Annotated in this window: 14 protein-coding genes and 1 pseudogene; 11 read left to right on the top strand and 4 right to left on the bottom strand. The window is 47.7% G+C overall.

Annotated elements, in window-relative coordinates; all coding sequences use genetic code 11:
* Positions 1–48 precede the first annotated feature (48 nt).
* The 3 genes from ACFSUB_RS13960 (at position 49) to ACFSUB_RS13950 (ending at position 2969) form a co-directional block, all read left to right on the top strand.
* Entirely contained in the window at positions 49–603 is a 555-nt protein-coding gene (locus tag ACFSUB_RS13960) for a TraR/DksA C4-type zinc finger protein (RefSeq protein ID WP_380713875.1), read from the top strand.
* Between the two features lie 318 nt (positions 604–921).
* Positions 922–1971 (top strand): NAD(P)/FAD-dependent oxidoreductase, encoded by a 1050-nt coding sequence (locus ACFSUB_RS13955; protein WP_380713874.1) that lies wholly within the window; start codon positions 922–924, stop codon positions 1969–1971.
* Between the two features lie 341 nt (positions 1972–2312).
* The gene (locus tag ACFSUB_RS13950; RefSeq protein ID WP_380713873.1) at positions 2313–2969 is read left to right on the top strand and encodes a FusB/FusC family EF-G-binding protein; all 657 of its coding nucleotides are present in this window, start codon (positions 2313–2315) and stop codon (positions 2967–2969) included.
* Positions 2970–3143: 174 nt separating this feature from the next.
* Here the strand turns inward: ACFSUB_RS13950 and ACFSUB_RS13945 are convergent, their stop codons facing one another.
* Complete coding sequence (locus tag ACFSUB_RS13945) at positions 3144–3425, bottom strand: hypothetical protein (RefSeq protein WP_380713872.1); 282 nt, start codon at positions 3423–3425, stop codon at positions 3144–3146.
* A 206-nt stretch (positions 3426–3631) separates the two neighbouring features.
* Positions 3632–5854, bottom strand: coding sequence for a choice-of-anchor I family protein (locus ACFSUB_RS13940; protein ID WP_380713871.1), 2223 nt, complete (start codon positions 5852–5854; stop codon positions 3632–3634).
* A 215-nt stretch (positions 5855–6069) separates the two neighbouring features.
* Here ACFSUB_RS13940 and htpG point away from each other — a divergent pair, with 215 nt between their 5' ends.
* The 3 genes from htpG (at position 6070) to ACFSUB_RS13925 (ending at position 9055) form a co-directional block, all read left to right on the top strand.
* Entirely contained in the window at positions 6070–7953 is a 1884-nt protein-coding gene (gene htpG / locus ACFSUB_RS13935; protein ID WP_380713870.1) for a molecular chaperone HtpG, read from the top strand.
* Between the two features lie 372 nt (positions 7954–8325).
* On the top strand, positions 8326–8739 hold the full coding sequence (locus ACFSUB_RS13930) for a nucleotidyltransferase substrate binding protein (protein WP_380713869.1): 414 nt from the start codon (positions 8326–8328) through the stop codon (positions 8737–8739).
* Complete coding sequence (locus ACFSUB_RS13925) at positions 8729–9055, top strand: nucleotidyltransferase domain-containing protein (RefSeq protein ID WP_380713868.1); 327 nt, start codon at positions 8729–8731, stop codon at positions 9053–9055. The genes ACFSUB_RS13930 and ACFSUB_RS13925 overlap by 11 nt, the downstream gene beginning before the upstream one ends.
* A gap of 4 nt (positions 9056–9059) precedes the next feature.
* On the opposite strand, the gene ACFSUB_RS13920 is transcribed toward ACFSUB_RS13925, so the two are convergent.
* Positions 9060–9416, bottom strand: coding sequence for a DoxX family protein (locus tag ACFSUB_RS13920; RefSeq protein ID WP_380713867.1), 357 nt, complete (start codon positions 9414–9416; stop codon positions 9060–9062).
* A 272-nt stretch (positions 9417–9688) separates the two neighbouring features.
* Between ACFSUB_RS13920 and ACFSUB_RS13915 the strand changes: the two are divergent.
* From ACFSUB_RS13915 to ACFSUB_RS13905, 3 genes and pseudogenes are all read left to right on the top strand, one after another.
* Positions 9689–9957: pseudogene (locus tag ACFSUB_RS13915) on the top strand (transposase); the annotation flags it as partial.
* A 427-nt stretch (positions 9958–10384) separates the two neighbouring features.
* On the top strand, positions 10385–10876 hold the full coding sequence (locus tag ACFSUB_RS13910) for a hypothetical protein (protein WP_380713866.1): 492 nt from the start codon (positions 10385–10387) through the stop codon (positions 10874–10876).
* Between the two features lie 221 nt (positions 10877–11097).
* Positions 11098–11367, top strand: coding sequence for a hypothetical protein (locus tag ACFSUB_RS13905; RefSeq protein ID WP_380713865.1), 270 nt, complete (start codon positions 11098–11100; stop codon positions 11365–11367).
* A gap of 344 nt (positions 11368–11711) precedes the next feature.
* On the opposite strand, the gene ACFSUB_RS13900 is transcribed toward ACFSUB_RS13905, so the two are convergent.
* Positions 11712–12119, bottom strand: coding sequence for a DoxX family protein (locus ACFSUB_RS13900; protein WP_380713864.1), 408 nt, complete (start codon positions 12117–12119; stop codon positions 11712–11714).
* Between the two features lie 401 nt (positions 12120–12520).
* Between ACFSUB_RS13900 and ACFSUB_RS13895 the strand changes: the two genes are divergently transcribed.
* Together ACFSUB_RS13895 and ACFSUB_RS13890 are read left to right on the top strand one after the other, a co-directional pair.
* A complete protein-coding gene (locus tag ACFSUB_RS13895; RefSeq protein WP_380714255.1) occupies positions 12521–13354 on the top strand; it encodes a MerR family transcriptional regulator in 834 nt (277 codons plus the stop codon).
* 251 nt (positions 13355–13605) lie between these two features.
* Positions 13606–14799 carry an MFS transporter gene (locus ACFSUB_RS13890; RefSeq protein WP_380713863.1) on the top strand — a complete coding sequence of 398 codons (1194 nt, stop codon included), beginning with the start codon at positions 13606–13608 and terminating at the stop codon, positions 14797–14799.
* Positions 14800–14813 lie beyond the last annotated feature (14 nt).

Below are 14813 nucleotides of genomic sequence, written 5' to 3'. Positions count from 1 at the left end.
GAATTTGTGAATGGAAAAAGGGAAGGATGAAAACGAGGAGGATGTTTTATGCTTACAGAAGCTCAACTCCATACATTGAAAAACAAATTGCTCGAGCAAAAAGAAGAAAACAATAAAGTGCTGCGCGGTGAGAATAGTGAAGCGGTCGGCGGAGACGGGGAAGGAAACCTGTCGAACATCGACAATCATCCGGCCGATGAGGCGACCGAGATGGCCGAACGTGAGACCGATGCGGCGCTGAATAAGCAGGCCGAGGCGCAGAATGAGCAGATTGACCGTGCGCTTGCGGCGATGGAGAATGGAACGTACGGCATCTGCGAAGTTTCCGGAGAAGAAATTCCGTATGAACGGCTGGAACTCGTGCCGGAGACGCTGCGGTGCGTGAAACACGCAGACACGGAACTGGAAGATAATGCAGCAATGGCCGAAGAGGAAGTGCTCGATTCGACCGTCAGCCCGGAACGCGGGGATGAGGATGACCGTTATGACAAGGAAGATACGTGGGAGGCGGTCAGCGGCCACGGCACGTCCCAGACCCCGTCGGATGTACCGGAAGAAGAAAACGCGTACAGCGAATCAAACGACGGACCGGATAAAGCGTAGGAAATCGGCGTGTTCTCCTGAGTGGGGAGCACGCTTTTTTGTGGGGTTTCGTTGGCGTTTACGGACATTTTGCGGGTGAAAGTGTCTGTAATGTAGAAATAATGGACATTTTACAGGGTGCGACGGCGCAAAGTGTACGTAATATTTATTTTATAGACATTTTGTTCGTAGAAGTGTCCAGTAACGATATATTAGAGACATTTTGCGGTGGAAGGTGTCCGTAACCGGGCGCTGTTTTTTTAAAATTCAGTGTTGATAATGATTTTCAATTGCGGTAGAATGAAAAGTAAGTTAGAGACGGATCAGGAGGGTCACCGCATGAACGAGGAAGAACTGTTTGACGTGACGATCATCGGAGGCGGACCGGCCGGGCTGTATTCCGCATTTTACAGCGGGCTCCGCGAAATGAAGACAAAAATCATCGAATACCAGCCGTACCTTGGCGGGAAAGTTCATGTATACCCTGAAAAAATGATATGGGACGTCGGCGGTCTGTTGCCGACACCGGGGGCCCAGCTTGTGGACCAGCTTGTCGAGCAGGCGATGACGTTCTCCCCGGAGACGGTGATGAATGAGAAGGTCGAGTCGATGACAAAAAACCGTCACGGGCATTTCGTGCTTCATACGACGTCCGGGCGCAAACATTATTCCAAAACGGTCATTACCGCTGTCGGCAGCGGAATACTTAATCCGCAGAAGCTCGATGTGGAAGGGGCGGAAACGTTCGAGATTTCCAACCTCCATTACACAATTAAATCGCTCGAGCGCTTCAAAGGAAAAACCGTCATCATTTCAGGCGGCGGCAACTCCGCGGTGGACTGGGCGAACGAGCTGGAGCAGGTGGCAGAAAAAGTATACCTGACGTATCGCAAAGGCGATCTGAAAGGGCACGAAGCCCAGGTGTCGCAGCTGCTGGAAAGCTCGGCTGAATGCTTTTTCCATTCGTCGATCAGCCGGCTGCAGGCCGACGACAATCAGGAAATGATCGACGTTGTGGAGCTGACCAATCACGAAACGGGCGACGTCGTTGAAGTCGAAGTGGACGATGTGATCGTGAACCACGGCTTTGAACGCGATGCCGAACTGCTTGAAAACAGCCGTCTCCCGATTGAGATGGCCGACGAGATGTTTGTCGCCGGAACGGTAAACGGCGAGGCCTCGGTCGACGGGCTTTATGCCGCCGGCGATATCCTGAAGCATGACGGCAAGCTGAACTTGATCGCGGGCGCCTTCCAGGATGCGGCGAATGCGGTCAACAAAGCGAAGCAGTTCGTACAACCGGAAGCGCCGGCTGCTGGACTCATTTCGTCCCACAATGAACGCTTCAAAGACAAGAATAAAAGAATTGTTAAACAGATGATGCAGTAACCCATGAGCTGTCCCGGAACCCCGGGGCGGCTTTTTTTCTCGTTGCATGGTTTGGGTGTGGGTCGATTCGGGTGCTGAGGGTTACTTTTCCTGGTTGGGAGCCGGATTGTGATGGTTAGAAAGCGTGTAAGGTGCACAATCAGGTGAGATGATGGGGATTGTGGGTGTTAGATGGATGGTAAGAGTTATAATCGGGCTGGAGGATGGTGATTGTGACGTTTAGAAGCGCCGCAGCGGCGGAGTAAAGTCCTTAGGCTTGCTGATGGAGGTGTGGACAAGGTACCATATAAAAAAGTGAACAGCCGGACGCAGCACAAAGATAACAGAAGGGAGTCGAAGGAATGACCGAACCTTTCATTCGAAATCATCATTTGAATCTCATCAAGAACCAGGGACGCTATATTCAGCAGAGCTTCCGGGATGTGGAAGATTCCGGGGTGATGCAGGCTGTGAAAGGGCAGGCCGCCGAGCATGTGAAGCAGGCGCTGCCGGTATTGACAGAGGAGCAGGAGGATGTGATTGATCCGCTTTCGGATGTGGAGACAAGCATTGGGGTGGAGGCGTTTATCGGGTCGCTCCAGCCTTATGTGGAGCCTTTTCCGTTTCTTGATAAAGAACAAATCGGCCGTCTGTTTCCGCATCATAAGAAAATGGAGATGCCGGATCTTGGGGACGTCGATTTTGCGCACCGGACGTACATTGGCTGGAATGACGGGGGCCACCGCAAAAAGTTCATCGTCTACGATCTTGATGGGGAGATCGTTGGGATGGAAGGGCGCTACACTCCGACGAAACGGCAGGATTACTGCTATTTCTGCCGGGAACTGGCACCGGTGATGCTCGTCACCTTTGAAACGCATGAGACGGATGCGGACAATCCGGAATTTTACCGGGCGCTCGGTCACCATATCTGCATCGACAGTGAGCAGTGCAACCGCAATATCAGCGATGTGTCGCGGCTGGACGGCTTCGTGCGTAAAGTGCTGCAGCATGGATAAAATAAAGGCCCTCTTTTCAGCGAAGGAAAAGGGGGCCTTATACTTATAGTTGGAGGAGCTGTACAGCGGTGTCCGCATTACTCATCGTTTATGTTATGTTCATCAGATCCGGGCAGTTCTTCTCGTCCCTGGAGTTTTATATTTTCATCCAGCATGAGGAAATAAAAGCAGTAGTCACTTATACATATCCGGTGGTTCTACATTAAACAACTCTGTGATCAACACACACACGCCTAAAACAAGAAGAGGGCTGATGAGTAACATAATACTTTGTATAAGCAGCCTCCGGTTTTTCAGTGCATTGGCAATAAGCATCGTGCTCAGGCTGCAGCATAGGAGGATGGTGATGCTGAAGATGATCATGTCAGGATGATAAAAAAGGGCATAGGAAGCGGCACCGCAGGTAAGTATGACCCAATATAGAATCAGAAAACTCTTTTTTGCTGTTGCACTCAATACACGCCCTCCTTGATTAGGAATTTATTACATTATATCTCTCCGGTAGTTGGATTGTTAACAGGAATGTTTCATTTTGTTCTGGTCAACGGACAGATGCTTTCTATCAAAAGGGTAGTGCTGCCTGTTTGCAGCAGCAAAAAATCTCCCGGCTTATCATGGAGACAGCCGGGAGATTTTGTATGGTGAGGGGAACGAGCAGCTGCTTACTGCTCGAGCGAGTCATGCAGCATGGAGACGACTTTGGCTGCATGCGCGCGGGTGCTGTCTTCTTTTGGCTGAAAAAGATTGTCTTCAGTGCCGGTCATGAGTTCGAGGGCGGCTGCTTTTTCGACCGCGTTTTGAGCGTAGGGGCTGATGCTCTCGCTGTCTTCATAGGAGACATCGGCTGCTTCTGCACTGTCTTCCTCATGTTCATAAGCGCGCACTGCCATCGCGGCCATCTGTTCTCTTGTGATGGAAGCCTGCGGGTCAAAGCTGCCGTCTTCCCTGCCGGTGGTGATACCAGCTTCGTGCAGGGCATTTACTTCGTCCGCGGCCCATGCCGGAACGTTTTCAAATGCCTGCCCGTTGTCTGCTGTATCGAGATCGAGCATCCGGCTCAGCATGACGGCAAACTGGGCTCTCGTCACGTTCTCGGAAGAACCAAATGTGCCGTCTGGACGGCCCTGAACGATTCCTGCGTCATGAAGGTTCTGGATGTACGGCTGCGCCCAGTAATCCCTGCTTACATCCTTGAATACCTGGTCATTTTCTTCACTGCCCTCTTCATTGCTGTCTTCATTGTTATCTTCACCCGGGGCTGCGGTGAATTCATAAAAAGCGACGGTGCCTGTCATTTCATGGGTCGCGCCGAGCACGGCATTGCCGGTCGGGCTGTCATCAGCATGGATGAAAGCAAGACCTTCCGGTGCCACATCCCCGGCAACATCCTGCGTGAAGTCACGGCTGGAGATCATGGTGACAAAGGAAGCTTGCGCCGGATTGGTCACATCATACACCATTACGCCGCTGAAGCGCTCCAGGGCAGTGAAAGCGTAGGTGGTGCCGTTGATTTCGCCGATTACCGACGTTTCCGGTTCCGGACCTTTGGCGTCACTGCGTCCGTCATACTGTATCTCGTCATTGTCCGTGTTGAAATGTTCAGGCATGGCTTCGGCGGTGATATCTTCCATCGTCGAACCGCTGTCATACACCAGTTCCATTGTATCGGCGTTGAAAATGGAGAAGCTGCGTCCGCCGTAGGAGTAAATCGCTTCATACGTGCCGTCTACCTGCCCGTTTTCATTTGTAATGACGGTTTCTCCCATTTTTTCAAGAATACCGTCGTCAACGACAGCATCCAGTTCTTCCTGGGTGTACCCTTCGTAATGGTCCGCGTTCAAGTCCACATTATCCGTGATATCAGCAATGTCTGTTTCCTCAGAATAAGCGTCATAATCGCGGGCGTCGCCTTCGTTCGGAGTGACGATATACGACTGGCCGTCTACGGTGTACGTATCAATCGCGTCCGGCATATAAAGGCCGAGCAGCGGCAGTTTTTCAATTTCTGTACGGCCGTTATTCGCGCCGTCCAGTTCATTTCCTTCCACGGAATGGTCTTTGACACCAAGACCCTGCACGTGTTCGATTTCAGCGGTTTCCAGGTTGATTTCAGCTATGGCATTATTCTCCTGCAGTGCGGCATAAGCGGTACTGCTGTCGTCGGTAACGCTGACGTATTCCGGTTCCAGCTGCTGCAGCACTGTGCCGCGGGAACCGGTTCTTACCTTCTCATCGAGCATGTCTTCGGAGAAAGTAAGTGTCTGCGCCTCCAGCCCACCGGCTTCGACAGCACCATCCGCCACATCAATCATGGAAATGGAACCTTCTGGATCTACACTGTAATCCGAAGCCGGTTCGCCTTCATCGGCTGTGAGTGCTTTTGTACCATCCGGGGTGAACGTGACCATATCCGGCTGGGCGCCGACCTGTACGTCATGAACATACTCCCCGTTTTTTGTTAAAAACACAACGTGTCCGGGATCGGTTTTTGGATCACTCACCACCGCAGCGGCAATTAGATCTTCGGACGGATGAGAGGCGATGCTTGTGATATTCGATATATTTTCCAGTCCGAAATCACTCATCGCCACGCGCTTAGACGTTTCCAGATGCTGATAATTCTGTTCCCCGAGGCTGCTGAGATGGACGATGTCGATGCTGGTTTCGGCTCCGTTTGTAACAAATGACTTTTCGGATTCCGTATCGTACACCATAATTTCGGTTCCGCCTTCACCAGCCATACTGTCATACTGCGCAATCTGTGATACATCAAGCTCCTGATCCCCGTACTGCATGAACGGAGGCTGCTCCGCCGCAGCCTGATACGGAAGGACCGCACTGAACAGCAGTCCTGTACCAAGCAGCGCACTTACTGACTTTTTCATAATCATTCCCACCCTCTTATGTATAATCATCTTCCATTGTAATAGGGGAACATAAAGGCAGTGTGAAGAAATAATTATATTTATGTTAATATTCTGACGCTGACTGTTCAGCTTGACATGTCCGTGTGAATCGTTACAATATAAATTGGATGAATTAGCACTCGTAAGGAAAGAGTGCTAAAAAATTGACGAAAGTTGTCAGGAGGGAACAAAGCATGACCGCAACCAAGCAGTTTGAAGCCGAATCGAAACGATTGCTCGATATCATGATCAACTCGATTTATTCCCAGAAAGAAATTTTCATGCGGGAACTAATCTCCAACGCCAGTGACGCGATTGACAAAATGTACTACAAAGCACTCACCGATGACTCGATCACGTTCAACCCGGATGATTTCTACATTAAAGTGAGCACCGATGCGGACAACCGTATCCTGAAAATCGAGGATACCGGCGTCGGCATGACCCGCGAAGAGCTCGAGGAAAACCTCGGTACGATCGCGAAAAGCGGGTCGCTTGCGTTCAAAAACGAAAATGAAATCGAAGACGGCCATGACATCATCGGTCAGTTCGGTGTCGGATTCTATTCCGCGTTCATGGTTGCCGATAACGTAACCGTGTACACGAAATCCGCCGACAGCCAGGAAGCGTTCAAATGGGAATCCAACGGTGCGGAAGGTTACACGATTGAACCGGCCGAAAAAGAAAACCACGGCACCGAGATTTACATTAAAGTGAAGGAAAGCGGCGAAGAAGAAAGTTACGAAGAATACCTGGATGAAAGTCACCTGCAGTCGATCATCAAAAAATATTCGGACTACATCCGCTATCCGATTCTGATGGACGTGACGGAGCAGCAGCCGAAGGAAGACAATGAAGAAGAAACCGTTGAAGTAACCGAAGAAAAAGCCATCAACAGCATGATTCCGCTCTGGAAGAAAAACCGGGACGAGCTGTCGGATGAGGATTACGAAGCGTTTTACCAGGAACGCCGCTATGGTTTCGACAAGCCGTTGAAACATGTCCACCTGGACATCGACGGCCAGGTCCGCTATCAGGCCGTTCTGTTTATTCCGGAGCAGCCGCCGTTTGATTATTACTCCGCCGAGTTTGAAAAAGGGCTGGAGCTCTATTCCAACGGTGTTCTCATCATGGAAAAATGCGCCGATCTGCTGCCGGATTATTTCAGTTTCGTCAAAGGCATCGTGGATTCAGAGGATCTTTCCCTGAATATTTCCCGGGAAATGCTCCAGCATGACCGCCAGCTCCGTTTGATCGCGAAAAACATTAAAAGCAAAATCCGCAATCAGCTGCAGAGCATGCTGAAAAATGAACGCGAAAACTACGAGACCTTTTACCAATCGTTCGGCCGTCAGCTGAAATTCGGTATGCAGATGGACTACGGCAGCCACACGGATGACTTGAAAGACCTGCTGCTGTTCTATTCTTCGAAGGAACAGAAAATGGTCAGTCTCGCCGAATACGTGGAGCGCATGAAAGAAGACCAGCAGTACATTTATTACGCGAGCGGCGACTCGGTTGACCGCATTGAAAAGCTGCCGCAGACGGAAATGGTCCGCGACAAAGGCTATGAAATCCTCTACTTCACCGAAGACATCGACGAATTCGCCATTAGAATGCTGTCATCTTATGAAGATAAAGAATTCAAATCTGTGGCAAGCGGCGATCTCGGTATTGAGGATGAGGAAGAAGAAGAGCAGGAAAAGAACGAACAGGAAGAAAACAAAGACTTGTTCGAAGCGATTAAAAACCAGCTCGACGGCAAGGTGAGTGACGTACGCGCGTCCAAGCGCCTGAAGAGTCATCCGGTCTGTCTCGCTGCCGACGGCGAAATCTCCATCGAGATGGAGAAAATCCTGCAGCAGATGCCGGACAATCAGAACATTAAAGCGAACAAAGTGCTGGAAATCAACGTCAACCACGACATTTACCAGTCGCTGAAAGACGCGTACGATAACGACGAGAACAAACTGGAGCTTTACACGAACCTCTTGTACAACCAGGCCCTGCTCATTGAAGGCATGCCGGTCGAAGATCCCGTTGCCTTCACGAACGACATTGTCAAAGTGATGGACTAACTAAAAACCGCTCCGTTCTGCATTGCAGACAGGGGCGGTTTTTTATAGCCGGGCAGCGGCGTTTTGGCACCCAGCGCCGGTTGTGTGGCCAGTAGGTGATCGAAATAAGGTTCGTAACGTCCACCACTTTTCTTCTTAAAGACACTATCACGTGATCAGGTGTCGATAGAGCTCTCCAGGGTCCGTTCGAACCCACTAATGCTCTGTTTTTGTGCTGTAGTGTCTTTAAGAACGACGGTTTGACCTCTCTCACGCCGGATGTTTGTAGAAAAGCAGCACGAGAACGCCCCTTTTCCGTTCCATCCGGAAGAGGGCGTTTTTTCTGTACGGTATTTCATCTATAATTAAAGAAACAGAAATACGTGAAGGAGAATGATGATGAGAGGAAAGGACGTAAGATGGCGCCAGCGTTTCGAAAATTTCAGCAGGGCTTATCGCACACTTATGGAGGCAGTAGAACAGTACCCCGCGTTAAGCACTCTGGAGAAGGAAGGCATGATTCAACGGTTCGAATATACATTTGAATTAGCCTGGAAAACACTGAAGGACTTTTTGGAAGCCCAGGGAGTAGACGTTCCATTTCCTAGAGATGTACTGAAAACGGCTTATCAATATAATCTGATAGATAACGGTGAAATTTGGCTGGAAATGCTGGAAAGCAGAAATATTCTGGCACATACGTATAATGAAGAACGATTTTATTTAGCTGTAGAAAAAATTAAAAATGAATTTTCGCCTGCTATTACTCAAACCTTTCGAATGTTGAAGGAGAAATATGATGAATAATTCGTTCGGCATTACAGACAAAAGTTATAATCTTATTCAGAATGCCCTGCATCAGTTCCCTGAAATAGAAACCGTTTATATATTCGGGAGCCGTGCGATGGGCTATTACAGAAAAGGATCGGATATTGATTTGGCTGTGGCAGGCGAAGCGGTGACAGAAAAGGTGAGAGGGAGGTTGAGTACGGTATTAAATGAAGAGATCCCAATCCCTTATTATGTCGATGTTCTTCATTATGAGATGATCGTAGAATCTGCACTGAAGGCGCACATTGATGAAGAGGGAAAGGTGTTTTATGAAAAGTCCTATGTTTTATAGGGCCTCATCCCGGATGTTTATAGAAGAGCAGCACAAGAAGGCTGAGCATCACGATATCGAGACGGGCTTCAAATAAAAAAAGGAGAAAACCGGATTCGATCAAAGGGACTTTTGTCAGAATAATAGCTCCCAGGATAATCACCAGCAGCAGTATACAGGCATTTTTCACATGTTTGTTGAGTACGAGAAGGACTCCGCATCCGATTTCCACCCACGCGGCAGCGGTCATGACGGCGGTTGGAAACGGAAGCTCCATTCCGCTCAGCATGCCGGGGTTAAGGAGTTTCATGCAACCGGAAACGATAAAAACAAAGGCCGTGAGAAAGCGGGGTACATCAAGAAGTGGTCGTATTTGCGACATAGGTTGTCCCCTCCTTTTGTACCCATTCTATGAAACAATCCTGGTTCCATTCATATGAGTTTTCCTGTTCCAATTTATAGGAAATCCGAAATAACAATAGTATGTGTAAAATAGTTCTCGGTAACGACGAAGGCTGATGATTGGAAAAAAAGAGAAGGTCCTCTATCATCGATGTATGCCTAGGAAGCAAATACAAAGCGAAAAGAGACCTTCTCATGACAATTATTGTAACAGAAATGCACCAGATAATGAAAGAAACACCGGATGTCCGTATGTGGAAAGATGTATATGGAGGGTTCAGCGGATTAACGAAAACGGAGCAGGCAGCTTTATTTGATGCAATGAAGCGGGGCTTGTTTCCGGAAGACCAGACAAAATCACAAAACGACTCAAAACCATTCATGAGGCACGATTTGCTTCTGGAGTGGCTTGTGTTCATTGCGGGAGTATTTCTGTTAAGCGTAATGGTAAGTATCATTCTCGACAACGCTATCTACGCAAGGATTACGGTAGAACATTCAACGATATGACTAATACGCCATGAAGAAGCCGGTTAAAAATAGCAATTTAATCGCTTTTCTCATTTACAGACTTAGTATTCTTAATCAACTTATAAAGCTGATATATACTACCAATTGCTATAACGGAACCAATTATGACATAAGAAACTTGAAAATCATTCAGTGCATAAGAAGCAATGATACCTAAAGCAATTAGGACTATAAAGATATGAAAGCCTACTTGAAATTTCGTATATCCATCAGAGTTATTCATAACACGCATCCCCCAACGTAACTATCTTGTTCAATTATATACTAATTTTAACAAAAAAATGAAGAGTAGCAAAATATTTAATAAAACAACAATCTTTGAGAAAACAGCCTTATAAAAAGACAGAACCTACAAATCCGTGGTGCGATGAATGTACCACTAATCACGTATACAGATTACAAAGAGGGAGGTATAGCATGAAACGAAGCAGCCTGAAACCTGTAGAATACCCGGATTCGATGACGGTTCGTATTGCGGGAATCGTATTTCTTGGTTTTCTTCTTCAAGTACTGCTGGACAATATCCTGCCAACTTTACATCATTACTACCAATCCCATCTCGGCGGTTCTTATGAGGAAGGTCTTATTGTGCGGGGAGACGCTCTCTTAGCCTATATTATGTGGATTTTTCCTGTTGCTTTTTATTGTTTTACTCTTCCCAAAAGTAAATGGTTTCAAGGCATCTTATTCACAACTGTCGTCATGCTTCCATTAGTCTGGTACGACTATTATGACTTCATGGGCGTACATAACAATATTGAAACAATCAGCATTTTCCGCCATGCCTTTTTCTCCGTGCCGTTCATGTTCACGCTGCACGTATTGCTGCCGGAACCTGACCCTCTGCCAAAACAGGAAACCGAGCCCCAAAATCGGCGCTATTCTGCTATAGAGGACTCCAAGTGGTAGGCGGCATGAAATGTTCTACACTGTCATTTTAAGGGCTGGACACGTTTTTTCTTTGCGGGGGCGCGTTACCGGCCAAATGGTGCTGCATACAAGCGGAGTAGTGTCGAATACATGCCGAATCGGCCGCGATACATGCCAAACTCGCAGACTTACATGCCGAATGTTAGAAAATACGCACCACGGGCCGGCAGCACTTCGCCAATATATCAGGAGGTCTTTTTATGCTGGAGGTGGAACCGGGCGGACCGCTCGATCTATTTTTCTATAACTATTATGTTATTTATCTCTGGGTCCTGCTGTCTGTTGCATTGATTCTATTCTTTATTGCGTGGGTGAAACGAAGTGCTGTCGTCATGGGATTATCTGTGCTGTTTAACGTGCCGCATATTATTGTTTTCTTTTTGGGCCCGCCTCCTGTACTGTACCCGGTTTTGTTTATGGCTGTCGTCATCTGGCAGATGTATATGTCTATGAAGTTCAAAGGGAAATAGGACCGGACGCAGCACGTGATACAAGCCAAATGGTGTTATATACAAGCGGAGTAGTGTCGAATACGTGCCAAGTCCGCCGCGATATATGCCAACCCCGCAGAATTTGAAGGATGAAGGACAAAAAAGCGTTGTTTCTGCCAACTTTTGCAGAAACAACGCACAGGATGTGATGGAAAGGCAGAAAACCCAACGCTTTCGTTTTATACTTTCATCTACCGTATAATCTTTATAAATAGCTGCTTACCATAATGACGATCCTCGACCAGGCGTTCTAAGACCTGGACTTCTTGCGGACCAACGTGGCTATCCGAAACTAAACCGTTCTTTTGGTGAAGAAACGTTTTTTATGCTGGATGATTCTTTGTGGTTGGCTGCTTTGAGAAAATAAAACGGTCTAGTGACAAAGGCGCGGGCAAGGCTAAAGCGATATACACGGACATTCCCAGCAGCGCAAGGTCTAACTCATAGCCATCGATAAAACCGGCCGGCCCCTTCACGGTAACAATGGCCCCGGCCATAATAAGAATAAATAAAATGGCGATAATTCTGGTACCCAGTCCCAAAATCATGGCGATTCCACCAATAAGTTCAATAATTGCCACGACATAAGCGGAGAAACCTGGGAGGCCCACACTTTCAAAAAAGCCAACCGTGTTTCCTATACCGGATTGGAATTTATCCCATCCATGGACAAAAAATATCACGCCTAAAACGATACGCAAAAACAACGTACCGATGTGATGGATAGTCATATTGATTTCCCTCCTTTCTTATGATTGGATGATGGACATGAGTAATCTGAAAACCAATTCCATCATTTCTGAAACAACATTGTAGAGAAGTCATCTTTTTTCGTCAAACAACATGGCCTGGCCGTGGCTGCCGTGAATTTCTTCATGAATTGTTCTATCATGAACCATCTTCTTACGTTGCCAAAAGATAGAAAATTGACTGGTGTTATTGCTTGTTCGACAGGATTATTTTTCAAAAATAGATATAAAAGCTGCATGCAGGGTTAAAAAGGACCCGGGAAATCACACGGGGAAATGCTTTCAGTATTGCTTTCAACCACAATCTATACAAGCCGGGGGCAATGATGATTTTTCTACTGATCCCGGCATAGCAGCAAAGGAGAGGGTGCTCGTTGCAAAACATGTTTTCCATTGGAGAGATGGCCAAGATCCATCATGTCAGTACCAAAACCCTGCGCCATTATGACGATCTGGGTCTATTGAAACCTATTTGGGTGAATGCGGATAACGGCTACCGGTATTATTCCACGGAACAATTTGAACAGCTGAATACCATCCAGTATCTGAAAGACATGGGTTTTTCGTTAAAAACGATTAAAGATCATTTCGATCATCGAAGTATTGACCGCATGATCAGTATGCTGGAAGCCCAAAAAGCTTCCACCGAACAGAAAATACAGGAGCTCCAAAATATTCAGCTTCGTTTTCAGCACAGGCTGGATGACCTTCACGCAGCGACAAAAGTTACGGCCGGGGAGCTGGGCGTGGTCCAGCTTAAAACCATGGGCGACCGGCCCATTGTCCGGTTGATGGAGGATATTCAATCAGAGTACGAGATTGAATTGTCTCTTCGAAAATTAGAAAATCTCTCCCGCCTGCATTCCTCCATTTTTATCGGCGGCGTAGGATTAACGGTCGACCAGCAGGCCCTTCGGCAGGGAGATTCCAGCACCTATAACTCGATTTTTTTATACCTCGAAAAGGAAACGGCGCCCAATGAGCTGATCACTCATTTTCCTGCGGGCACGTATGCGACGCTTTTGTATCGGGGCGAACACGAGCAGGCGTCCCGACACTACAAAACGTTATTCGAATACCTCCGCGAAAATAACCTGCATCTAGCGGGGGATGCGATCGAACGAACCATTGTCGACCATTATATTTCCCACGATGAGAACGATCATCTGACTGAAATCCAACTCCCGGTTCATGAGTCACCCATTTATCGGACGTGAGAACTTTAGTAGGAAGAAGCCGAACCCTGTTGTCCAGGGTTCGGCTTTTTTTGCTCTCCGTATTTAGCCGATAGCCGTTTTTGAATGTTTGTATGGCCGTAATATCACTTGTCCCTGTTTTCAGCTGAAAATTTGTTATTTCAATATTGACCTTACCCTAAGGGGAAGGTTTAAGATGTTTTACGTATTCGTTCGACGCAACCATGACTATGACTTTATTCCTATAATAAAACAACAAGGAGGCGAACATCATGAACGCCCAAAAACGAATCTGGTCCATTTCTTTCATTGTTGTCACTCTGGCTAATGCGCTCGTGTTTATGATCTTTGAAATGCTGCTTCCCACCCTGCCGTTGTTTGTAGATGCGTTGGGAGGAAACGCCGCCCACATTGGGTTGGTTACTGGGATTTTCATGTTTTCTGCGATATTGGTCCGGCCGTTCGCCGGAATGTTGGCAGCCCAAATGGATAAAAAATGGCTGCTGATGCTGGGACTCCTGATCATGGCGCTTTCGACCGGCGGCTATTATCTGGCCGACACGGTCTATGCCTTGTTAACCATTCGTCTGATCCACGGTGCAGGGTTTGGCTTAACCGTCACCTACTTTACGACAATGGCTGCCGAAATCATCCCGAAGGAACGTCGCGGAGAAGGAATCGGTTATTTTGGAGTTGGGGAAACTGTTGCGATCTCCGTGGGTCCGATGATTGGGATCGGTGTCCTGAATCTGTATGGATTTCAATGGCTGTTTGTCGGCGGTATGGCTGTCATGCTGCTTACGATGCTTATGGTTCTCTTTATTCAACGGGATCCGGACGTTCAACAAGGCGAAAAACATGAAAAGGTATCCTTTACGTTCGTGGAAAAACGGGTGTTGTTTCCCGCCCTGCTGATTTTCCTGGTTGGTCTCGCCGCTGGAGGAATCATGTCGTTCTTTTCGGTTTATGCGGAAGAAAATGATTTCTCTCATGTGGGGGTATTTTTCCTTTTAATTGCCGCCGCAGGTTTCCTTGTCCGTCTCGTATCGGGGAAATTGTTCGACCGCTACGGTCCCCCCGTGATTCTCGTACCCGGGGCGCTCTTGGCCATGGCCGGATTAACGATGCTCTATGTCACAACCAATACCGTGGTGATCCTCGTTGCCGCGGTGTGTTATGGATTTGGATTTGGCGCCATCTTCCCGGCTATCCAAACCTGGTGCTTGGATCTGGTAGGGGATCGGGAACATGAAAATGCGATGGCTTCATTTTTCAACTTCTTTGACCTTGGCATTGGGGGAGGATCCCTGGTGCTTGGCGTGGTGGCGGCGGCGACGTCATATCAAACCATTTATCTGATAACATCCTCCATTTATGGGATATTAATTCTCACTTATCTCTTATCCTTAAAATGGACCAAACGCTCCTCTTCTTACCCGGAAACAAGTAAGGAATCTCATGGATAATCAACTTCTCTGAA

This window comes from Salibacterium lacus (assembly GCF_042684865.1).
GTDB classification, from domain to species: Bacteria; Bacillota; Bacilli; order Bacillales; family Marinococcaceae; genus Salibacterium; species Salibacterium lacus.
This window is presented reverse-complemented; position numbering and strand designations above follow the sequence as displayed.